This is a genomic window from Nocardia sp. NPDC003269 (assembly GCF_042888005.1).
In the GTDB taxonomy this organism is placed as follows: domain Bacteria; phylum Actinomycetota; class Actinomycetes; order Mycobacteriales; family Mycobacteriaceae; genus Nocardia.
In genome coordinates, this window is sequence record NZ_JBIAPA010000002.1 from 2030113 (window position 1) to 2051263 (window position 21151).

The 21151-nt window shown below is 67.5% G+C and carries 14 protein-coding genes and 2 pseudogenes; 7 read left to right on the forward strand and 9 right to left on the reverse strand.

The features are described 5' to 3' along the window. The first annotated feature begins 37 nt into the window (after window positions 1–37). The 3 genes from ACFYWJ_RS19760 to ACFYWJ_RS19770 are packed head-to-tail and all read left to right on the forward strand — an operon-like array spanning window position 38 to window position 2716. Window positions 38–1084: an MlaD family protein gene (locus ACFYWJ_RS19760; protein WP_355280409.1), complete on the forward strand. Its 1047-nt coding sequence runs from the start codon at window positions 38–40 to the stop codon at window positions 1082–1084. After that, window positions 1081–2037: an MlaD family protein gene (locus tag ACFYWJ_RS19765; RefSeq protein WP_355280410.1), complete on the forward strand. Its 957-nt coding sequence runs from the start codon at window positions 1081–1083 to the stop codon at window positions 2035–2037. Before ACFYWJ_RS19760 ends, ACFYWJ_RS19765 begins: the two co-directional genes overlap by 4 nt. Before the next feature lie 43 nt (window positions 2038–2080). Then, on the forward strand, window positions 2081–2716 hold the full coding sequence (locus tag ACFYWJ_RS19770) for a hypothetical protein (protein ID WP_355280412.1): 636 nt from the start codon (window positions 2081–2083) through the stop codon (window positions 2714–2716). A 118-nt stretch (window positions 2717–2834) separates the two neighbouring features. Here ACFYWJ_RS19770 and ACFYWJ_RS19775 read toward each other — a convergent pair whose 3' ends face one another. The 3 genes and pseudogenes from ACFYWJ_RS19775 to ACFYWJ_RS19785 all read right to left on the reverse strand — a co-directional run. Further along, window positions 2835–4256, reverse strand: a complete 1422-nt coding sequence (locus tag ACFYWJ_RS19775) for an NAD(P)(+) transhydrogenase (Re/Si-specific) subunit beta (protein WP_355280444.1) — start codon at window positions 4254–4256, stop codon at window positions 2835–2837. 17 nt (window positions 4257–4273) lie between these two features. Then, window positions 4274–4576 (reverse strand): NAD(P) transhydrogenase subunit alpha, encoded by a 303-nt coding sequence (locus ACFYWJ_RS19780; RefSeq protein WP_355280414.1) that lies wholly within the window; start codon window positions 4574–4576, stop codon window positions 4274–4276. Window positions 4577–4590: 14 nt separating this feature from the next. Beyond that, window positions 4591–5724, reverse strand: a pseudogene (locus ACFYWJ_RS19785) (Re/Si-specific NAD(P)(+) transhydrogenase subunit alpha); the annotation flags it as partial. Between the two features lie 112 nt (window positions 5725–5836). On the opposite strand from ACFYWJ_RS19785, the gene ACFYWJ_RS19790 reads away from it, so the two are divergent. Further along, the gene (locus ACFYWJ_RS19790) at window positions 5837–7378 is read left to right on the forward strand and encodes an aldehyde dehydrogenase family protein (RefSeq protein ID WP_355280416.1); all 1542 of its coding nucleotides are present in this window, start codon (window positions 5837–5839) and stop codon (window positions 7376–7378) included. An 884-nt stretch (window positions 7379–8262) separates the two neighbouring features. Here ACFYWJ_RS19790 and ACFYWJ_RS19795 read toward each other — a convergent pair. Beyond that, entirely contained in the window at window positions 8263–8754 is a 492-nt protein-coding gene (locus ACFYWJ_RS19795; RefSeq protein WP_355280418.1) for a hypothetical protein, read from the reverse strand. Between the two features lie 458 nt (window positions 8755–9212). On the opposite strand from ACFYWJ_RS19795, the gene ACFYWJ_RS19800 reads away from it, so the two are divergent. Beyond that, window positions 9213–10301 carry a ferritin-like domain-containing protein gene (locus ACFYWJ_RS19800; protein ID WP_355280420.1) on the forward strand — a complete coding sequence of 363 codons (1089 nt, stop codon included), beginning with the start codon at window positions 9213–9215 and terminating at the stop codon, window positions 10299–10301. A gap of 358 nt (window positions 10302–10659) precedes the next feature. Here ACFYWJ_RS19800 and ACFYWJ_RS19805 read toward each other — a convergent pair whose 3' ends face one another. Further along, window positions 10660–11502 (reverse strand): NAD(P)H-binding protein, encoded by an 843-nt coding sequence (locus tag ACFYWJ_RS19805; protein WP_355280421.1) that lies wholly within the window; start codon window positions 11500–11502, stop codon window positions 10660–10662. Window positions 11503–11595: 93 nt separating this feature from the next. Here ACFYWJ_RS19805 and ACFYWJ_RS19810 point away from each other — a divergent pair, with 93 nt between their 5' ends. Then, window positions 11596–12597 carry a WYL domain-containing protein gene (locus tag ACFYWJ_RS19810; protein ID WP_355280422.1) on the forward strand — a complete coding sequence of 334 codons (1002 nt, stop codon included), beginning with the start codon at window positions 11596–11598 and terminating at the stop codon, window positions 12595–12597. 112 nt (window positions 12598–12709) lie between these two features. Next, complete coding sequence (locus ACFYWJ_RS19815) at window positions 12710–13699, forward strand: alpha/beta hydrolase (protein WP_355280424.1); 990 nt, start codon at window positions 12710–12712, stop codon at window positions 13697–13699. Between the two features lie 464 nt (window positions 13700–14163). On the opposite strand, the pseudogene ACFYWJ_RS19820 reads toward ACFYWJ_RS19815, so the two are convergent. The 4 genes and pseudogenes from ACFYWJ_RS19820 to ACFYWJ_RS19835 all read right to left on the reverse strand — a co-directional run. After that, window positions 14164–14586 (reverse strand): annotated as a pseudogene (locus ACFYWJ_RS19820) (enoyl-CoA hydratase-related protein); the annotation flags it as partial. Between the two features lie 288 nt (window positions 14587–14874). Further along, window positions 14875–16602 carry an allophanate hydrolase gene (gene atzF, locus ACFYWJ_RS19825; protein WP_355280426.1) on the reverse strand — a complete coding sequence of 576 codons (1728 nt, stop codon included), beginning with the start codon at window positions 16600–16602 and terminating at the stop codon, window positions 14875–14877. Next, window positions 16599–20219, reverse strand: a complete 3621-nt coding sequence (gene uca, locus ACFYWJ_RS19830; RefSeq protein ID WP_355280427.1) for an urea carboxylase — start codon at window positions 20217–20219, stop codon at window positions 16599–16601. The genes atzF and uca overlap by 4 nt, the downstream gene beginning before the upstream one ends. A gap of 9 nt (window positions 20220–20228) precedes the next feature. Continuing rightward, window positions 20229–20933 (reverse strand): GntR family transcriptional regulator, encoded by a 705-nt coding sequence (locus ACFYWJ_RS19835; protein WP_355280429.1) that lies wholly within the window; start codon window positions 20931–20933, stop codon window positions 20229–20231. Window positions 20934–21151: the final 218 nt, after the last annotated feature.

The window sequence follows — 21151 nt, forward strand, 5'->3', positions numbered from 1 at the left end:
CCTGCTCACCGACCGATGTCGCCGAATGGGCACGACCATGGCACTCACCGTGGCGCTCGCGGTGACCGGCTGCGGATTTCAGCCGGCCGAGATCACGGTGCCGGGTGCCGGCGTCGACGGTCCCACCTATGACCTGCACATCGAATTCGCCGACGTCCTCAATCTTCCGCCGGGAGCGAAGGTGTTCGCCGACGGCGTCCGGGTAGGTCAGCTGACCGGCCTGCGGCTCGTCGACCCGGTCGCGACCGCGCCGACCGAACAGGGCAGGCGCGGGTACGTCGTCGCCGACGTCGCCGTCCGCTCGTCGGTACAGCTGCCCGCCGCGATGACCGCCGCGCTGCGGCAGGAGACACCACTGGGTGACGTGCACATCGCGTTGCGCGTACCGGTGGACTCGACGGCGGCCCCGCTGCCGCCGGGCGCCACGATTCCCCTCGCACAGAGCATCCCCTCGGTACCGATCGAGGACATCTTCGCGGGGCTGGCCACCTTCGTCGGCAGCGGGGCGGTGACCGATATCCAGACCATCGTCACCCAGATGAACGCGATCATGCCCGATGATCCGCGCGAGACCGCGCGCATCGCCGAGGTACTCGGCGCCGACCTGGTCGATCTCGGCGACAATCTGAGCTCCGTGGGTGCCGTGCTCGACGGGCTCGCGGCGACCGGCCATGGCCTGCGTGACGACGTCCCGGTGTTCGACGACCTGCTGACGCCGTACGGCGTTGCGCACACCGTCGATTCCATCAACGCCCAGATCGGCGTCATCTTCGTCCTGACCGCTCTCGGCCCGGTCGCGCCCAGCCTGAGCTGGCTCGGGCCGGTCGTGCAATCCCTCGATGGCACCACCCGGGCGATCGTGCCCATGCTCTTCGGCAGCCGCCCGCTCGACGCCGACTCGCCATCGACGATGAAACAGGTCGTCGACCTGATCCAGAACAAGATCATTCCCTTTGCCGATCGGGGCCCGAAAGTGAACGTTGTCGGTGTGACGGTGGGCCCGCAGCAGCCCGCGGCGATGTCGTCGGAAGATCAGACCGCGCGCATTGTCGACACCCTGCGCATGATCGGGATGCTGCGATGAATATCCGTGCGGCGGTGTCGCTCTCGTCGATTGTCGCGGTGTTGATATTCGGCGTCGGGTACATGGCGTTCGGTGTGCTGCACGTCGATCCCCGGCGCGGCTTCGTCACCGTCGAGATGCGCCTGGACGACTCGGGCGGCTTGGGCGCCCACGCCCCGGTGCTGGTGGCCGGGGTGCAGGTCGGCCGCACCGAGACGGTGACCAAACAGGCAGGCGGTGTCCTCGTGCGACTGCGGATCGAAGACCGGTACCGGATCCCGGTGGCCAGCGAGGTGCGGATCGAACAGCTCTCGGCGCTGGGTGAGCCCTATGTGCGATTCTCGCCGGTGCGCGATGCCGCGCCGTACCTCGAGGACGGACAGGTCGTGCCCACCGAGCGGATCCGGATGCCGATGACCATCACCGCATTGTCGGCGAAACTGGTGCGGCTGCTCGAACAGATCGATCCCGCGGTGATCGGGAATCTGGTCGGCACCTTCGACCGCGCGCTGAGCGGAACCGATTCGGCCGTGCACACCCTGCAACGATCGACGTCGCTGTTGGCCGCGACGCTGCTCAGCCGCACCCAGACCGTCCGGCAATTGTTCGACGACATTCAGGCGCTCGGCGGCGACATCGAATGGCTCGGGCCGTCGCTGGCCGCGGCAGGCCCCGAGTTCGCGGCCTTCGGTACCACGCTGAACCGGATTGTCGAGTCGGGCGCAGCACTCGCGGAAAGCCGCCCGGTCACCGACTATTTCACCGGCGACGGGCTGGTGCCGTTCCTGCGGAACGTGACCACCCTCATCGAGCAGGTCGGACCGACCGCCGCCCAGCTGGGGCCGGTGCTGGAACCGGTCGTCACCGACGCGATGAACCGGACACCGGCGCTGGACATCAGCGCATTGATCAATCAGGCGCTACATGGCGTCGATGCCGACGGCACCCTGCAATTCCGAATCGGCGTCAAGTAGTCGATCCACCTCGTAGCCCACCGATTCGGCGGAAGGACAGCACATGACAACGCGGACAGACGAGGTCGGCAACATCGCGACAGTGGACGTCGACGACCCATCCACCGCTCAGGCTTCCACGGCGACACGCGGATCTCGACTGCCCCGGGTGGGCGAGCGGACGGTGTCGCTGTCGTTGACCACGCTCGTTGCCTCGGTCGCGATCGTGGCGCTGCTCGTGTCGACCGTGGTTTTCGCGATGCTCTACCGATCGGCCGACGCCGACCTGGCCGCACGGGAGGCGAAGTCCGCTGACGACCGGCATGCCGAACAGGTCGCGTCGAATTACGCGGTGGGTGCCTCGACGATCGACTATCGCGACACCAGAGCATGGCTGAACCGCCTGAAAGCGGGCACCACTCCCGAACTGGCGGCGAAGTTCGAGGCCACCTCCCCACAGCTGGAGCAGATTCTGCTGCCGTTGCAGTGGACGTCCACGGCGACGCCGCTGTCGGCGCAGGTGATCTCCGAGGCAGGCGGAATATACAAGGTGAACGCCTATCTCACGGTGACCTCGACGAGCGCGCAAACCCCGGCCGGTGCCCAGACCACCGTGACCTACTCCCTGACGCTGGATCGCAACGCGGAGTGGAAGATCACCGATGTCGGTGGTCTGCAGAACGCTTTGCCGACCAAGTAGGACCGTGCCCTTCGAACCACGTGTCGTCGGCCGGACCGGCGACACGTGGTTCGCGGCAACCGTCTTTGTTGTCGGCCCCGGCGTGGTCACTCATGCGGCAGGCGCGAATTCCTCTGTCTCAGAGCGCTTTCAGTTCCTCGGTGACCGCACCGACGGACTTCTTGGCGTCGCCGAACAGCATCGAGGTGTGGTCGGCGTAGAACAGCGGGTTGTCGATGCCGGCGAAGCCGGAGTTCATCGAGCGCTTCAGCACGATGACACTTTGGGCCTGGTCCACGTTGAGGACCGGCATACCGTAGATCGGGCTGGACTTGTCCTCGCGGGCGGCCGGGTTGGTGACGTCGTTGGCGCCGATCACCAGGACCACATCGGTCCGGCCGAATTCGCCGTTGATGTCGTCCATTTCCTTCATGGCGTCGTAGGAGACCTCGGCCTCGGCCAGCAGCACGTTCATGTGCCCGGGCATACGGCCCGCGACCGGGTGGATGGCGTATTTGACCTCGACACCCTTGCCCTCGAGCAGCGACGCCATTTCCTTGACCGCGTGCTGGGCCTGGGCCACGGCCATACCGTAGCCGGGCACCACGATGACCTGGTTGGCGTAGGCCATCTGGATCGCGGCATCAGCGGCCGAGGTCGCTTTGGCTTGCTTGTTCTCGCCACCGGCGCCGCCACCGGCCGCGCCGCCACCACCACCGAAACCACCGGCGACGATGGCCGGGATGGAACGGTTCATGGCCTTGGCCATCAGGTTGGTCAAGATGGTGCCCGACGCGCCGACGATCATGCCCGCGACGATCATCGCGGTGTTGTTGAGTGCCAGGCCCGCGGCCGCGGCCGAAAGGCCGGTCAGCGCGTTGAGCAGCGAGATCACCACCGGCATGTCCGCGCCACCGATCGGCAGTACGACCATCAAACCGAGGATGCCGGCCAGGACGAGCAGGCCGATCATCCACAGTTGCGAGACGCCGCCGTTGTCGGCGCCCAGGCCGATCACCACCGCGCAGATGATCGCGCCGGCGAGCAGCAGCAGGTTCAGCGGTTGTTGCAGGCGGCCGATGCCGATCGGCTTGCCCGACAGGATCTCCTGCAGTTTGGCGAAGGCGATGATCGAGCCCCAGAACGAGACCGAACCGATCACCGCGGCGAACAGCGAACCGATGATGATGTGGATGGTGGGCTCGTCGTGCAGCGCCGAGAAGCCGGAGCTGTCGATGAACTCCGCCCACGCGATCAAGGCCACGGTGCCACCACCGACACCGTTGAACGCGGCGACGAGCTGCGGCATCTCGGTCATCTTGGTGCGCACGGCGGGCGGAACACCCAGCGCCACACCGACGACCAGGCCGGCGCCGATCAGGATCCAGTTGATCAGGTCCGCGTGGCGCACCGAGATCAGCGTGGCGATCACGGCGATGCCCATGCCGACCGCGGCGATCTGGTTGCCGCGCACGGCGGTCTTGGGGCCGGTCAGGCCCATCAGGCCGTAGATGAACATGGAGAAGGCCACGATGTAGAGGCCGTTGACCAGGTAGGTCATGTTGTCGACTGTGTGCATCACTCGGCCGCCTTCTTCTTACCCTTGAACATGCCGAGCATGCGGTCGGTGACCACGAAGCCACCGATGACGTTCAGCGTTCCGAACACCACGGCGACGAACAGGATGATCTGGACCAGCAGGGACGGGTCCTTGACATTGCCCAGCGTCACCAGCGCGCCGAGCACCACGATGCCGTGAATCGCGTTGGTACCCGACATCAACGGGGTGTGCAGGGTGTTGGGGACTTTGGAGATCACGGCGAAACCGACGAACCCCGACAGCACGAGAATCGCGATGTTGGCCAACAATTCGGAATACATCAGGCACTCACCTCGACTTTTGCCTTCTCGTTCGTGGCATCCTGCCGTTCGGTGACGCAGGAATCGGCCAGCACCTGATCGGAGAAGTCGGGTGCGAGCTTGCCGTCGACCAGCATCAGCTCCAGCAGCGCGGCGATGTTCTTGGAGTACAGCTCGCTGGCGTGCTCGGGCATGGTGGCGGGCAGGTTCAGCGGCGAGGCGATGGTCACCTCGTGCTTGACGACGATCTCGCCGGGCTCGGTGAGCTCGCAGTTGCCGCCGGTCTCACCGGCCAGGTCGACGATCACGCTGCCGGGCTTCATGCCCTCGACCGCGGCGGCGGTGACCAGGCGCGGCGCGGGACGGCCCGGCACCAGCGCGGTGGTGATGACCACGTCGAAGCCCTTGATGGCGTCCTCGAGTGCCTTCTGCTGCTGGGCCTTCTCGTCGTCGGTGAGTTCGCGGGCGTAGCCGCCCTCACCGGCGGCGTCGATGCCGAGGTCGAGCCACTGGGCGCCGACCGAGCGCACCTGGTCGGCGACCTCGGGACGCACGTCGTAGCCGGTGGTGCGGCCGCCGAGGCGCTTGGCGGTGGCCAGCGCCTGCAGGCCGGCGACACCGACACCGAGCACCAGCACGGTGGCCGGCTTCACGGTGCCCGCGGCGGTGGTCAGCATCGGGAAGAAGCGGGTGGACTCGGAGGCGGCGAGCAGCACGGCCTTGTAGCCGGCGACGTTGGCCTGCGAGGACAGCGCGTCCATCACCTGGGCGCGAGAGATACGCGGGATCGCCTCGACGGCGAACGCCTGCACCCCGGCGGACTTCAGCGCGCCGATCTGGTTCTCGGCGTTGCGGGGCGCGAGGAACCCGATCAGGGTCTGCCCGGACGACAGCTTGGCCACCTCGGCATCGCTGGGCGGGGCGACCTTGACGACGACCTCGGCCGACCACGGGTCACCGATGGTGGCGCCCGCCTCGACAAAGGCTTCGTCGGGGATGAGGGCGCCGAGGCCGGCACCGGCTTCCACGACCACCTCGACACCCTGCTTGGACAGGGCGGGGATGATCTTGGGCACCAATGCGACCCGCCGCTCACCCGCACCGGATTCGCGAACGACTCCGACACGCGCGCCGCGCGGCGGTGCGCCCTCTTCAGGATCTGATCTCACCTGTGATCGTCCTTCCTCGTATTCGACAGCAGTAAACTGGACAACACTCTAGACATTAGTATGGAATGGTGGCCAGGATAGAGGGTGAGTCGCGGCGTACCGAGGAGAATTGATGGCCATAACCCAACCGCTGCCCGAGACGTCGGACGGACGGCGCCGGATCGCACTGGAGAGTCCGATCGATCGGCACCGGGTCGGGGAACTGGTGGTGAGCACCCCGGAAGACGTCGAGCGCGCGGTGGCCCGCGCCCGTGCCGCCCAACCTGTGTGGGCGGCGTTGCCGGTGCGGGAACGGGCGAGGATCGTGCGCGGCGCGCTCGACGTCCTCGTCCGCCGGCGCGAGGAGATCATCGATACAGTCCACGCGGAGACCGGCAAGCCGCGCATCGAGGCGCTGACGATGGAGCTGGTTCCGTCCTGCGACTTCATCAATTACTGGAGCGCGCACGCGGCGCGCGCTCTGCGGCCGGAGCGTCGCGGATTGCACGGATATATCCGGCCGTTCCGGAAACTGTTCGTGCACTACCAGCCGCTCGGTGTGGTCGGTGTGATCACGCCGTGGAACGCGCCGTTCGTCTTGTCGTTGAATCCGGTCGTCCAGGCGTTGCTCGCAGGCAACGCCGTGATTCTCAAACCGTCGGAAGTCGCGCCGTATTCGGGCGCATGGGTTGTTCGCCTGCTGCGGGAATCCGGTGTCCCGGAGGACGTGGTCCAGGTCGTGCACGGTGACGGACAGACAGGTGCCGCGCTCGTCGATTCGGACGTCGACAAGATCTGCTTCACCGGCAGCGTCGCGACGGGGCGCAAGGTCGGCGCGGCGTGCGGGGCGGCGCTGAAACCGTGTGCCCTGGAACTGGGCGGCAAGGACGCCATGATCGTCTGCGCGGACGCCGACCTCGAGCGCGCGGCGGCCGGGGCCGTGTACTTGTCGCTGTTCAACTGCGGTCAGGTGTGCCTCAGTGTGGAACGCGTCTACGTGGTGGAAAGCGTTGCCGACGAGTTCATCCGGCGGGTACGGGAGCAGGCTGAGCAGGTGCGCTTCCGTCATCACCAGGCCGCCGATGTCGGACCGCTGATCTGGGACCGGCAGCTCGAGGTGGTGCAGCGCCATCTCGAGGATGCGCGACTGCGTGGCGCGTCGATCCTGGTCGGCGGTGATCCGGTCGGGGGAGACGGCCTGCAGTTCGAACCGACGGTTGTCATCGACGTGACCCACGAGATGGACCTGATGACAGAGGAGACCTTCGGCCCGGTTGTGGCGATTATGCGAGTGCCCGACGAGGACTCGGCGATCGAGCTCGCAAACGACAGTCGCTACGGCCTGAGCGGTTCGATATTCACCAACGACGGTGCGAAAGCGCGCCGGATCGCGGCGAGGCTCAACACCGGGTCCGTCGTCCACAACGACGCCGCAGTGATCTATGGCGTGCCGGAGGCGCCGTTCGGCGGGCGCAAGAGCAGCGGGCTCGGACACATCAACAACGGCGCGGAGGGGCTGCGTGGCTATACGCATCCCCAACCAGTCCTGGTCGCTCGAGGTGTATCGAAACGGGAAGCGATCTGGTACCCGTATTCTCCGGCGACTGCGCGACAGCTGGGAGCGTTGGTTCGATTCGGCTTCGGAAGTCGTCTCGGCAGATGGCTGCTCTCGTAACCCGAGGCTCGGCCGCCGGTGTCAAGTGCGTTGATGTTCCACCGGAACGCCTTTCCGACCCGAATGGGCTTGGGCAGCCACGGGTGCTGTCCTGGTTTGCGTGCCCATCGGCGCAGCACTTCGGGATGGATGTCGATGTGCGCGGCGGCGATCTTGGTGTGTGTCGACCCACCGGCGAAGGGACGGCCCAAGGTCAGGTGGGGCTCAGCAGACACAACTGCCGCCGGGGTCGTCGGGCTGTATCCTGCGGGCGCGGTGGTGGAGGAGGCACCGGGAAGGCTGGTTGGTGCCGAGATTCGCCGCGTCTCGCCAATATTGATGGTTTCGCCGGAGCCTGGTCTTCAGCTGGGTCGCTGCGTTGGAACTGAATTCGGCACGACTGAACCTGTTACACTGCGCTGGGAGCCGACGTGCTGTAGCGCTGCGGCGAGGCAGCGGCGCGCGAGCGGACCGAGAATTCTCGCGCGTCCGGCGTGTGCGGGTGTTGTCTTGAATTTGCATCGGGCACCGTGTTTCTGCCCGATCAATGGCTCTTCCTTATCCCCCGACCCGCACGCCCTGAGCCGCGGCACCGAGGCCAACCCGCATGGGCACGGGTTCGCGTTGATCACCATCCCGTGGCTCCCGGCCGTTGCTCGTGGTCGAACGTCGAGCGCTGTCACGGCAAGTCGCGATCTACACCACTGTGATCCATTGCCCGGCGCTACCGCGCCTCGAAAAGTACTGCATCCCATCGGAGTCGGTAATGGGAACAGTTGGCGTACCGGTGTGCGAGCAAGAACCTTGAAGGCTCTGCCAGCGAGGAAATCCCCGACATCGAGGTCCATTAGGCCCGCGGACAATCCGTCACAGATCCCGTCCGGGTCGGTGTCCGGGGAGAGGGGCTATCCGAGCCACGGGAATGCGCCGAGTGCGGCGCCGATCAACACTGCTGCCAGCCACCTCAACACCAGTGAGGGTTCGCCGGGTTTTCGGAGACGATGCGCAATCCAGATGGCTGTGCCGACCGCGAGGGTCGCTGCGGAGCAGAGGATCCGTGGCCCCGGAGCATCGCCGAAGATGATCGCGAGGATCATCCAATACCCGAACCCGAGCGCGAAGTTTGCTGCTAGCCCGCGCCAATCGTCCTGCATCCACCACGGGATCGGTTCGCTCGAAGGTTGCTGCGGTGGATAGCGTGGATTACTTGGCGTTGGGTACACCGGAGGCCAGACGGGCGCCTGATCGCCGGTGGAGAGCGAGCCACGGTTGACACCGCCCTGCCGGTCTAACCTGTTGTCCCGCAACATCAGAACGGAGACGAGTAGGCTCGCGGCGCTGATCAGGACGCCGGAGACGGCGGTGATGGCCTGAATATTGTCGGTGGTATCAGACACTCTTTCAGTTTCGGGCCATTGCGGGAGCTTGTCCCGGCTTCGTAGCCGATTGTCGAATGCTGATCGCGCCCAGCCCACCGCCACCTCGCCTTCGCGAAATAGGCAGGCGTATGGCGGGCCAAAAGGTCTGATACCCAACGCAAACCAACTGGCATGTATTGATGTGATTCATCTTCTGGACACCAAGGGGCGGACAGCACAGGTCGCCACGCCCGCCCGGGCTGAATTGGACGGTGGGTGGTTCTCGGAGACCGCTGTTCGACACCGATAGTCGCCGCACCCGGGGTGACTTGTGCATCAGCTGATCATGAACGATGTTCGTTCTGAGAGCTGGTGTGCGTAGAGGCTCAGTCCCCCTCCGGACACGTTCTTTACACACGCGGATGGTATCGCTTCGGCGATGCCATCCGCGTGTTGTCGTTATAGGTCAGTTTCAGGCCGAGTCTCCGATACACCTGATGCTTGTCGGCGGGATCGGCTCGGCGGGATGCTACGAGCTGCGGATCGGTCCCGGCCTACGGCGCCTGTCGATAGATCGCAAGTTTTCGGTTCTGTTCGGTGAAGGCGCGTCGGGTCGCCTCGATATCGGGACTGTCAGGTGGTTGCGCATCGGCGAGGGTCGCCAGCGAGTGTTCACTGCCTACATACCGAGCCACCGGAAACAGTGTCCCGGTAGCTCGGCCTCGGTCTCGTCGCAGGTTCACCTGGCGGCCGACTCCCGCTTCGGGTACGACTGGAGGCGAGCAGAGGGGGAGACTGTGCGGGAATCGAAGAACGCGACGTCGGTCGGTGAACGGGTGGGTGAGCGACGAGTTCGCTCCACCGAGGAATGGCTGGCCTACTTCCAGCAGAATGCGCTCCAGCAGCGCGAGATTCCGTGGCAATCGAACGGTGTCGGGGCAGCTCCAGCCGAGATGGCACCCCTTCGCCGGTCGCTGCAGGCCTGGCAGCTCGGCGAAACATCGGATGGGCGACACCTGGCGGCTTCCGCGGACCGATTCGCGGCTGCCACCAACGATCCCGCGTATCGCGATGTCATCGAGCTGTTCATCCGTGAGGAGCAACGTCACGGCGCGCTGTTGGGCCGGATCTTGGACGATGCGGGAATCCCACGGCGAGAGGCTGATTGGGGTGACACGCTCTTTCGCAGGCTTCGGTACAGCATCACCGATATCGAGGTCTGGACCACCCCGGTGGTCATGGTCGAAGTTCTGGCGATGGTCTATTACAACGCGATTCGCCGGGCGACCGGCTCACCGGTCCTGCGTGCGGTCTGCGCCCAGATCCTCGCCGACGAGGTGCCCCACGTGCGGCTGCAATGTGAGCGACTCGCGGTGCTGCTCCGCAACCGATCCCGTACCCGCTTCCGCTGCACCATGGCCGTTCACCGCGCCCTGTTCCTCGCGGTCATGCTCCTGGTATGGGTCGGCCACCACCGCGCGCTCCGCGCCGGCGGGTACACATGGACGCATTACCGCCGAGCCGCCTACGCCAAGATGAACCGCGCGTGGCGACGGATGGATCCGCAATGCTACGTCTGGACCTGATGCAGCCCAGCACGTTTCGCTTAGGCCAGCACATATGGCAAATAGTCCGAGCGGTCCGATTCTGCGCGTTGGAATCCCCCCGGAGACCATGGCAGGGCACCACGAGATACGCCGATACATTCAATGGCCAGCCCTACACGGCGAGGTCGCATCGGCGGCTCCGAACGGGCCCCGCGGTCGAGCGATAACCGCACCCGGGGCAGCGGCTGACCGCGCGGCACCGCAGGTTGTCATCGATCCCCACGACGACAACCTGGCAATGCGGCTTCTTCCTTGCCGAAAGCACCACCCACCGGGGCGGGCACGGCACGGCCCGCCCCAGTCGATGTGGCGGGCCGTCCGAACGCGCTCTGCCCCATCAGCCGCCGAAGTCGGCTCGGTGATCGGTGATCCAGTCGGTGAGGGTGCGCCCGGGCCTGCCGGTCACGGAGGTGACCGGACGTACCTGGTCGGGCACGGTGAGGGTGTCGCGCCAGTAGTCGAGCAGCATCTTCATGATCGGCAGCGGGATGAACTGTGCTGTCTCGCTGACGAACTCGTCGGGGGTGATCTCGACCAGCGGGATCTCACGGCCGATCACGGCACCGATGGCGGTGACCTGTTCGGTGCGCGTCAGTGCCTGGGGACCGGTGATCACGACTGTCTCCCCGATGTAGTCGTCGGACAGCAAGGTCTCGGCCGCGGCTTCCGCGATGTCGTATTCGTGGACCGGTGCTTGCGCGGATCCCAGGTACGGTGCCCGGATCGGTGCGCCCGAGCGGATCTGCCAGGCCCAGGAGAGCAGGTTGTTGGCGAAGGTTCCGGGACGCAGGATCGTCCAGGCGTCTGTGCGGTCGGTGACGGCGGCTTCTACGGCGCTGTGGTGCCGCTGGCTGGCCGATCCTCGGTCGCGCGGGAACTCCATCGCCGCCGCCAGCGAGGAGAGGACTGTGAAGCGGTGCACGCCAGCGGCTACGGCGGCCTCGACGAACACGTCTACGCCGTCCACCGGAAAGATGAAGACTCGATCTACGCCCTCGAACACCTGCGGGCCGAAGGTCGAGGCATCGGCGAGATCGCCCGCGACGACCTCGACACTCTCGGGCAGGTTCGCGTCCTCGGGCTTGCGGGTCAGCGCGCGGACCGACGCGCCGCGCGCGACGAGGGTGGCGACAAGGTGGCGGCCGACGGAGCCCGTCGCGCCGGTGACGAGGATGGTCATCGTTGCGTTCCTTTGCTGTGGTGCCGGGTTGATACGTCCATACTGGTCGTTGATTAGGTCATAATCTGTCCACAATTTCGGAAAGGTCCTGGGATGGAGTCCAACTCGGTCGAACGCGCGTTCCGGCTGCTCGAGCTGCTGCAGACCCGCCGCTCGTGGCCGGGTACGGAGCTGGCCGAACGCCTCGGCATCCCGGGCCGAACGTTGCGTCGCGACATCGAGCGACTACGCGGGCTGGGTTACCGGATCGCCGCGCAACGCGGTCCGGTCGGGGGGTACCGCCTCGCCACCGGAAGCGATCTGCCGCCGCTGGTTTTCACCGCCGACGAGGCGCTCGCGCTCGCCGCCGCACTCGCCTCGTCGGCGGCGAACGGCTCGGCAGGCGGAAGCGAGTTGGCGCTGACCGCGCTGGCCAAGATCGAGCAGGTACTCCCCGCTTCGATCACCCGCCGCATGCGGGCGCTGCGCTCGTCCATGGCCTTCGGGGACGCCGCCGGGGTCACACCCGGGGCCTATCCTGCACCGCTGGACGCCGGAATTCTCGGCGTTCTCGCCCTGGCTTGCCGCGACTCCGAGCAAGTTCGACTGCGATACATGAATACGGTCGGGACGGAGGCCGGCACCGACTCCGTGCGCCGAATCGAACCCGTCGCCTTGGTTCCGCGCGGCTCTCGGTGGTACCTCATCGGCCGCGACCTCGAGCGTGGCTGGCGGGTCCTGCGTGCCGACCGGATCACCCGCGCCGATCCGACCGGTCTGCGATTTCCCGCACGCGCGGTTCCCGGCGGCGATCCCGGGGCGTTCTTGGCCGCCCAACTGGGAGCACCCCCACGCCAGTACGCCGCCACCATCCTGATCCACGCCCCGATCGACCAGGTGCAGGCCTACATGGGCGGTTTCGCCACCGACTTCGCACCGGCCGTTCTCCCCTCGGGCGAGCCAGGGACGCACTGGCGCATCGCCGACACCCGCCTCGAAATGCTGGCCGGTGGACTGCTCTGGGTGCGCTGGCCGTTCGAGGTGGTCGACTCACCCGAGTTGGTCGCGCTGCTGCGAGACCGAGCCGCCGCCTTCGCGGCCGCGGCGGGGTCTTGAAGCACCCGCGGCGGTCGCTGCACGCGCGAGGTGGCCGCCGCTCCGAGAGGGGAACTGCGGGTACCCCCGACAGCGGGACTCTGTCGCGGCACCACGAATCTCTGGACAGTGGTTGAAGCACGACGTCGGCCTCCGGCGGACAGCCGCAGCCGCTATCCGAAGGGATTGCCCCCCCATGAGCATCGACAACATCGTCTCTGCCACAGTTGAGACGCCGTATTGGGATATCGCCGCGAACATCTACCTGCCGCCGGGGTTCGACGGGACCCGGAAGTATCCCGTCGTCATCACCGCCCATCCGATCGGCAGCTGCAAGGAACAGACCTCGGGGAATGTCTACGGAACAGCACTCGCCGACGCGGGCTACGTCGCCGTCGCCTTCGACGCCAGCTACCAGGGCGCCAGCGGTGGTGAGCCCCGATTCATCGAAGATCCCACGCAGCGCGTGCAGGACTTCAGCTACGTCATCGACCACCTCGTCACCCTCCCGTACGTCGACACGGACCGGATCGGAGTGCTCGGAATCTGTGGTGGGGGAGGGTACTCCATCAGCGCCGCGACGACCGAACGGCGAATCAAGGTCGTCGGCAGCGTCGTCGGCGTGAACTTCGGTTACTTGCTCCATGAAGCTTTCAGCGGATACGACCCGATCACGGCCTTGGCGGCGATCGCGGCTCAGCGCACGGCCGAAGCCCGTGGCGCCGATCCGGTTGTCGAGAACCTCCTCCCACCCTCGGTGGAGGCCGCCGAGGGACTCGACATCGACGTCGTCGAGGCAACCGAGTACTACACGACCTCCCGTGGCCGGCAGCCCCACGGCACAACGCGCAGCATGATCTCGCGGCGCGCCGCGGGATACGGTTGGGACGCGTTCACCCATGCGGAAGTACTGCTCACCCAGCCACTGTGCGTCGTCGTCGGCGACAAGCCGGGGGCGTTCGGCTCCTATCGGGACGGACTCGAGATCTACCGTCGCGCCCGGTCCGAGAAGAAGCAGTTGGTCGTGGCCGAAGGGTACTCACACTACGACCTCTACGACCGCCCCGAGCCGGTGAAGATCGCCCTCGACGCGCTGATCCCCTTCTTCGACACCAACCTCTGAATCGCGCACCGAATGCTCGCCTGGAGCGTGCATCCACGCGCAGGGCAGAGGTGATCGATCTCGGTCAAGCCTCGCGGCTCCTGCTGGTCAGCTCTGAAAGCTGCCGCGCCCGAACTGATTCCGCGAGGACGGTCCGCGCTGGGAGCGGTACGAACCGGTCACCCGCCGGTCGGCCGCTGCCGGGTAGTTGGTGCCCCTCTCACGTACGTCACGTTTGCGGGAGATGTTGGGGTGTCGAAACTGCCATGTCCGCCCGTGCTCGCGGCAAATTGCCCTGCACCGGTGAGGGTGTCGGCGGCGGGCGACCGGGCGTCGGCGAGGGAGCTCGCGGTGACCAGGTCGACAGCGTTGCGCACCTCGGGGCGGTTGATCCCGATCAGGGTGACCGGACCGCGCTGTTCGGTGATGACGGTGCACGTGCTCATCTCAGGCCTGCTCTCCGGTGCCGGGGCGTGGGGGTTTGTGGTCGCCGAACGGAGTTGGAAGGCGTAGCCCTCGCGGGTGTGTCGGGAGATGCCGTCGAAGACGGTGCTGACCATGCCGGACGTGGCGACACCCTGGGCCAGCAGGCTCGAGTTCAGCGCCAGTTTGGCCATCATGAACTGGTTGACCGGCATCCGCGCGATCCGCTCCACCAAGGCTTCGGTGCGCGCGTCGAGTTCGTCAGCGGGCCACGACTCCACCGCCAGACCCCACTCGGCGGCCTGCTTGCCGGTCAGGCAGTCACCGGTGAACAACAGACGCTTGGCACGCTGGTCACCGAGGCGGTGCGCCCACATCCCCGCCGCCGGGATACCCCACACCCGGGTCGGTGGATAGCCGATCTTGGTGTCGTCGGCGCAGATGATCCGGTCGCTGTAGAGGGCGATATCCGTCCCGCCCCCCACCATGATGCGCAGGCCGACGCCCGGCGGGGCATTCGAGGAAGGGAACGCGCACGACCTGGGACATGCTCCGGTCAGCTGATTGTCGAAGCCGACTTCGCTCTCGCGTGACCGAGCCGAACACCCGAAACGGCGCACATCCACGTTGTTGAGGCGTCCCTGGTGATCGTAGATCGCCGAGATCTGGCACGGCACTACGCTCGACGACCTCGGAGACGGGCCCGATGCCCGACCTCCGAGGCCGTCGCCGCGGCAAGTGCTGTGCCGTGAGCCTGCCGGCTGCTCGCTACCTCACAGCGTGTTCAGGTACGTCACCCAGCTTCCGTACTCGGTGATGTCGGTCGCGGTGCTCGTCGCGTCGTGGGTGGCGGTGAATCCGACGACCGCGCGGCCGTCGGCGAGTTCGATACGGGTCAGGGCCATCGGCGCGGGTAGTCCCGCGAGGAAACTGCCCAACGCGGCCTCGGACAACCGGAACAGCTCGCCGGCGATCGGTGCTCCCGCGCCGGGGGTGGTGCGGACGAGTCCTGGCTTGAGCGGGGTGGTGTCCAGTGCGGTCAGCCGGTAGGCGTCGGTTGTCTGGATGTCGCCGACGAAACGGGCGCCGAGGTCCTCGAGCTGCCAGTTCAGCGGTTGGCCGCGCAGGTGGGCGCCGAACACGGCCAGCTCGACGCCGCGGTCCACCAGAAGTGTTGTCGCCGTGGCCCCTTCGATCCGGGCGGCGATGTCGACGGCGACCTGATCGGCGAACGCGGGGACAACGACCATGACCCCGAACGGCTCGCCGGTGGCTGTCGGTTCCCCCGGCACCGCGACCGCGGCCATGTCGAGCAGGTTGCAGAAGTTGGTGTAGGTGCCGAGTCGCTGGTTGATCGTGACCGGCTCGGCGGCCACCGCATCGATGCTCGGGTGTTCGGTGGTGGTCGGCAGCAGCAGCGCGTCGAAGGATCCGACCAGCGCGAGCGCGTCGGCGCGTGCCCGGGCCAAGGCGTCGAGGTCGGCGGCGAAAGCCGGGCCGGTAGTCGCCGCGGCGGCGGTGATGATGGCGGTCACGGTCGGATCGGCACCGGCGGGACGGGTCTCGAGGAACGCGCCGACCGCGGCATATCGTTCGGCGACGATCGCGCCACCGTAGAGCAGCCGCGCGGCCTCGAGCAGGCCGCTGATGTCGATCGGCTCGATCTTGACACCGGTCGCCACGGCCGCGGCGACGGTGCGATCGAAGGCATCACGATAGCTCGACGACAGCGCCGCGAGGTTCGCCTCGTCCGGCACCGCCAGTCGCGGTTCGCGCGGCGCGGCCAAGCGGACGTCGGCGGGCCAGGTGCGGCTACGGGGGTCCCGTGACTCCGGGCCTGCCATGATCGCCGCCGCGCGGGTGGCGAGATCGACAGTTCCGGCGAAGACGGTGACGGCGTCGTAGTCGGCGCAGGCCGGGACCACACCGTCGGTGGGGATGATGCCGAGACTGGCCTTGATGCCGACGATGCCGTGCAGCGCGGCCGGGACGCGGCCCGAACCGGCGGTGTCGGTACCGATTCCGAGATCGGCGATGCCGAGGGCGACCGCGGCGGCCGAACCCGAGCTCGAGCCACCGGCGATGAGCGCGGGGTGATGCGCGTTGCGGACCGCGCCGTACGGACTGCGGGTGCCGACCAGGCCGGTGGCGAACTGGTCGAGATTCGTCTTGCCCAGGACCACCGCACCCGCGTCGACCAGACGCTGGACCGAGGTGGCGGTGTCGGTCGGGGTGTAGGCGAATTCGGGACATCCGGCGGTGGTGGGGATCCCGGTGACATCGATGTTGTCCTTGACAGCGACGAGCAGACCGGCCAGCGGTAGTACTTCACCCGCGGCGAGACGCTGTTCGATCACGGCCGCCTCGGCGGTCACCTCGGCCTGTGCACGCACGGTGATCCAGACCTCGGGCCGGTCGACCTCGGCGATGCGCGCGTAGGCAGCGGCGACCCGAGCGGTCGGTGCCTGCCCGGCGTCGGTCTGGGGCGCAAGGGTGTTCATTCTTCGTCGGCTCCGATCACAGCGAGAGGGGTTCCTGGTTCTACTTTGGTTCCGGGTTCGGCGAACACGCGCAGTACGGTGCCGGTGACCGGGCTCGTCACGGGCAGTTCGAGTTTCATCGCCTCCAGCACGGCAACCTGGTCACCGGCGCGGAGCCGGGCACCGGGGGTGATGTCGATGCGCCACACGTTGCCGACCATCGGGGCGGTTACCAGGGTCGCGCCGGGCGGCAGGCCGGCGAGCGGGTCGCTGGGCTGTTCGGGCTCGGCGTCGGCGACGACCGTGCGGTCGAACTCGCCGGCGGCGTGCCACGCCCGCTTCTCGGCATCGAAGGCCGCGGCTTGCTTCGCCTCGAAAGCCGCGATGTCATCGGCGTTGTCGCGCAACAGGTTCAGATGATCGGCCAGGACGAAGGTGCCGTCACTGATCTCGGCGTCGAACCGGCCCGCCCTGGCGGCGGCACGATAGTCGAGGAGCTGCTCGGCGGTGACGGGCTCCCACACGATGCGGTCGAAGAACCGGAACAGCCACGGCGTGCCGTCCTCGAACGGCGGAGTCTGCCGGTAGCTCGACCAGATCGGGATCGTGCGTCCGATCAGCTGATAGCCACCGGGGGACTCCATGCCGTACACGCACAGGTACTTGCCACCGATGCCGACCGCATCGGACGGGGTCCAGGTGCGGGCCGGGTTGTACTTGGTGGTGACCAGTCGGTGCCGCGGATCCAGCGGAACCGCCAGCGGTGCACCGAGATACACATCGCCGAGACCGAGCACGAGGTACTCGGCGTCGAACACGGTCCGGCGGACCTCGTCGACGCTGTCGAGCCCGTTGATGCGCCGGATGAACTCGGTGTTCGACGGCAGCCAGGGCGCGGTGTCGCGAATCCCGTTGCGATAGCGATCGATCGCGGTGGCGATCGACGGGTCGTCGAACGACAGCGGCAACCGGATGGTACGGCTGGGCACCACCAGGTCCGCGGTCGCGGGCAGCTCGAGTTCCAGCTCGGCGAGCAATCCGATCAGCCGGTGCTGGGGCAGCGTGTCGGGATCGACGTGGATGTGCAGCGACCGCACGCCCGGGGTGACATCGATGATCCCGGCCGGGGCCGCCGCGGCCAGCGCCTGTGCGAGGGCGTGGACGCGCATCCGCAGACCCAGGTCGAGTTCCATGGCGCCGTACTCGACGAGGACGTTGTCGTCGCCGCCACGCAGATACACCACGTCGGGCCGATCGAGGGTGCCCGGTTCGCGGCGAAGAACGCCGCGATCATGCAGCGGCGCAGCCTGTTCGCCGACCACGCCGGTGGCGCGGACGGCGGGGGAGGCACGCAAGGCGGTGGCAGTCGTGTCGCTGACGGGGACGAAGCGCAGGGTGTCGCCGGGCCGCAGCTGACCGAGCTGCCAGCGGTGGGCGGAGACGACGGTGAGCGGACAGGCGAACCCACCCAGGCTCGGGCCGTCGGGGCCGAGCAGGATCGGGGTGTCACCGGAGACATTGAGCGCGCCGACGCTGTAGGGGTTGTCGTGCAGGTTCGACGGATGCAATCCGGCGTCGCCGCCGTCGGTGCGCGACCACTGCGGCTTCGGTCCCTCGAGCCGGATCCCGGTGCGGTTGGCGTGGCTGCTCACCTTCCAGCGGGCGTCGTAGAACTGCGCCATGTCGGCGTCGGTGAAGTACGCCGGTGCGGTCTGCGGACCCTCACCCACCGCCAAGGCCCAGTCGTGGGTGAACACCGGCCGGTGCTCGACCGGCACCGCGGCCGAGGTGTCGGGCCGGTCCGCGTCGACGGCCGCGACGCCGAGGACGTCACCGTCGGCGACGGCCTTGCCGGTCACGCCGCCGAACCCGCCGAGCGCGAAAGTCGCCGCGCTGCCGTGGTAGAGCGGTGCGTCGATGCCACCGCGCACGGCGAGATAGGTGCGCAGACCCGCGTCGGTGGGCGAGCCGATATCCAGTGTCGCGCCCGCGGCGACGGCGACCGGTTCCCACATCGGGACGGGGTCCCCGTCGACGGTCACCACGGTGGGCGCTCCGGTCACACAGATCAGCGTCGGCCCGGCGAATCGCAGGCGTGGTCCCTGCAGCGTGTTCTCCAGCGCGGGCACGCCGGGCTCGTTGCCGACCGCGATATTGGCGAGGGTGAACGACAGGTCGTCCATCGGCCCCGACGGAGGAATTCCCACCTCCCACAGGCCGATCCGGCCCGGGTGGTCCTGCACGGTCGTCATGGTTCCCGCCCGCACCACATCGATGCGGCGGCTCGCCCACTCCAGACCGGCCAAACTGCTGGTGACGTGCTGGGCCGTCAGCACGAGCGGCGCGGTCACCGCGGCCCGCAACTGGGGCAGATTGGTCTGCACGCCGTAGACACGCGTCTGCCCGAGCGCTGTCGCGAGCCGCTCGAAGGCCTCCGCACGGGTGTCGCCGTGGGCGATGACCTTGGCCAGCAGCGGATCGTAGAAGGAACTGACCTCGGTGCCGGTCGCGATCCACGTGTCGACCCTGGCGTCGTCGGGAAACTGTGCCCGCGTGACCGTTCCGGCGCTGGGCCGGTAGTCGTTGCCGGGATCTTCGGCGTAGACGCGGGCTTCGACCGCGGCGCCGGTGAGCGCGGGTCCGTGGTCGGGGAGGCCGTCGAGCATGCCGGTGTCACCACCGGCCAGGCGCAGCATCCACGCCACCAGGTCGACGCCGGTCACCGCCTCGGTCACCGGATGTTCGACCTGCAGGCGCGTGTTCACCTCCAGGAACGACGCCGTGCCGCGCTCGGTGTCGTAGACGTATTCGACGGTGCCCGCCGAGCGATAGCCGACCGAACTCGCCAGCGCTCGTGAGGTCGCGAGCAGTTCCGCGGTGACCTCGGCGGGCAGTCCCGGTGCCGGCGCCTCCTCGACGACCTTCTGATTGCGGCGCTGCAGTGAACAGTCCCGGGTCCCCAGGCTGACGACCCGGCCCGCACCGTCACCGAACAGCTGGACCTCGATGTGGCGGGCCTTGGCCACGAACCGTTCCAGGAACACCCCGGCGGAGGAGAAGTTGGCCACCGCGAGCCGGCGCACCCGCTCGAACGCCGCGCGGACCTCGTCGGCGGTGAAGCAGGCCTGCATGCCGATGCCACCGCCACCGCCGACCGCCTTGAGCATCACCGGGTAGCCGATGCGCTCGGCCTCGGCGATCGCGTGGTCGACCGAGTCCAGCACGCCGCTGCCGGGAACCAGCGGAACACCCGCCGCGCGGGCGGCTTCGCGCGCCGTGTGTTTGTCGCCGAAGATCCGCAGTTGCTGCGGTGTCGGGCCGACGAACGCGATGCCCGCCTCGGCGGCCGCGGTCGCGAATTCCGCGTTCTCGGAGAGGAATCCGTAACCCGGATGGATCGCGCCCGCTCCGGCGGCCAGCGCGGCCTCGATGACCAGATCGCTGCGCAGATACGACTGCGCGGCAGGACCCGGTCCGAGCCGGATGGCGGTGTCGGCCATCCGGACGTGCGCGGCTCCGAGATCGGCATCGGAGTAGACCGCCACCGTCTTCAGGCCGAGGCCGGCCGCGCTGCGCATGATGCGGCAGGCGATCTCGCCGCGGTTGGCCACCAGCAGAGTGTCGAAATTCAGACTCACCGCAAACTCCTACTCGGCCGCCAGGGTCATCGCGACGATGGCGCGAGTGACCCGGTCGACGACGACGTCCAACGATTCGCCGATGTGCCGGCGCAACAGCTCGTACGCGTGGGTAAGGTCCTCTGCCAGAACGGCATCCAGAATGGCGAGGTGCTCGGCGATGGTCACCTCGACCCGGTTGTTGACCATGAAGTCGTACATCCGGACATGCCGGATCCGGGCATTGACCGCGGTCAGCGCCGACACCAGTTCGGGATTGCCCGACGCGGTCAGCAACGCCACGTGGAAGCTCTCGTCGACGACGACGAAACCCGGTTCCTGCGCGGGCGGGTCGGTCCGGAGGTCCAGCCAGCGCTGCCGTTCGCGCTCGAGCAGTTCCCGGTCGTGGCGGACCTCGGGATTGGTGATGGCGCGTGTGATTCCGCCGAGCTCCAGGGTGATCCGAAGCTCGTAGAGATCACGGATGCCGGTGATGCTGGGCCGCACCGGGCTGTATCCGACCTCGTCGCGCTGCAACAACCCGTCGGCGCACAACTTTGCCAACGCCTCCCGCGCCGGTGTGCGCGAGATCCCGAATCTGGCCGACACCTTCGGCTCGGTCAGACGTTCCCCGAACCGGATCAGCCCGTTCATGATCTCGTCGCGGAGCGTGGAATACACCACGTCGCGCAGACTTCCCGGCGTCGGGCCCCGCGTATTCAGTGTGGTCGACATGCCTGTATACGCTATTGACGTGCTATTTCTCCGAAGTCACGGTAGGTAACCGCAAGGTTAGGAACTCCTCACGGCCTAGCGCGCTCCGGTCAGCCGGTAGTCGAAGCCGAATTCGCTTTCGGGTCAACGGCATCGACCAATGCCCCCGCCTGGACCGGTGGCCGATGTGGTGGCACACGCCGCGCTGGTCGACGCGGAGCCCGGGCGGGCCAGGGTGC

Excerpts from the sequence above, each read along its gene's own strand:
- ACFYWJ_RS19800 (WP_355280420.1), top strand. The coding sequence starts at position 9,213 with ATGCTTGTCGGCGGGATCGGCTCGGCGGGATGCTACGAGCTGCGGATC.
- ACFYWJ_RS19775 (WP_355280444.1), bottom strand. The coding sequence starts at position 4,256 with ATGACCTACCTGGTCAACGGCCTCTACATCGTGGCCTTCTCCATGTTC.
- ACFYWJ_RS19790 (WP_355280416.1), top strand. The coding sequence starts at position 5,837 with ATGGCCATAACCCAACCGCTGCCCGAGACGTCGGACGGACGGCGCCGG.
- atzF (WP_355280426.1), bottom strand. The coding sequence starts at position 16,602 with ATGAACACCCTTGCGCCCCAGACCGACGCCGGGCAGGCACCGACCGCT.
- ACFYWJ_RS19780 (WP_355280414.1), bottom strand. The coding sequence starts at position 4,576 with ATGTATTCCGAATTGTTGGCCAACATCGCGATTCTCGTGCTGTCGGGG.
- ACFYWJ_RS19770 (WP_355280412.1), top strand. The coding sequence starts at position 2,081 with ATGACAACGCGGACAGACGAGGTCGGCAACATCGCGACAGTGGACGTC.
- ACFYWJ_RS19765 (WP_355280410.1), top strand. The coding sequence starts at position 1,081 with ATGAATATCCGTGCGGCGGTGTCGCTCTCGTCGATTGTCGCGGTGTTG.
- ACFYWJ_RS19835 (WP_355280429.1), bottom strand. The coding sequence starts at position 20,933 with ATGTCGACCACACTGAATACGCGGGGCCCGACGCCGGGAAGTCTGCGC.
- ACFYWJ_RS19805 (WP_355280421.1), bottom strand. The coding sequence starts at position 11,502 with ATGACCATCCTCGTCACCGGCGCGACGGGCTCCGTCGGCCGCCACCTT.
- ACFYWJ_RS19810 (WP_355280422.1), top strand. The coding sequence starts at position 11,596 with ATGGAGTCCAACTCGGTCGAACGCGCGTTCCGGCTGCTCGAGCTGCTG.
- ACFYWJ_RS19760 (WP_355280409.1), top strand. The coding sequence starts at position 38 with ATGGCACTCACCGTGGCGCTCGCGGTGACCGGCTGCGGATTTCAGCCG.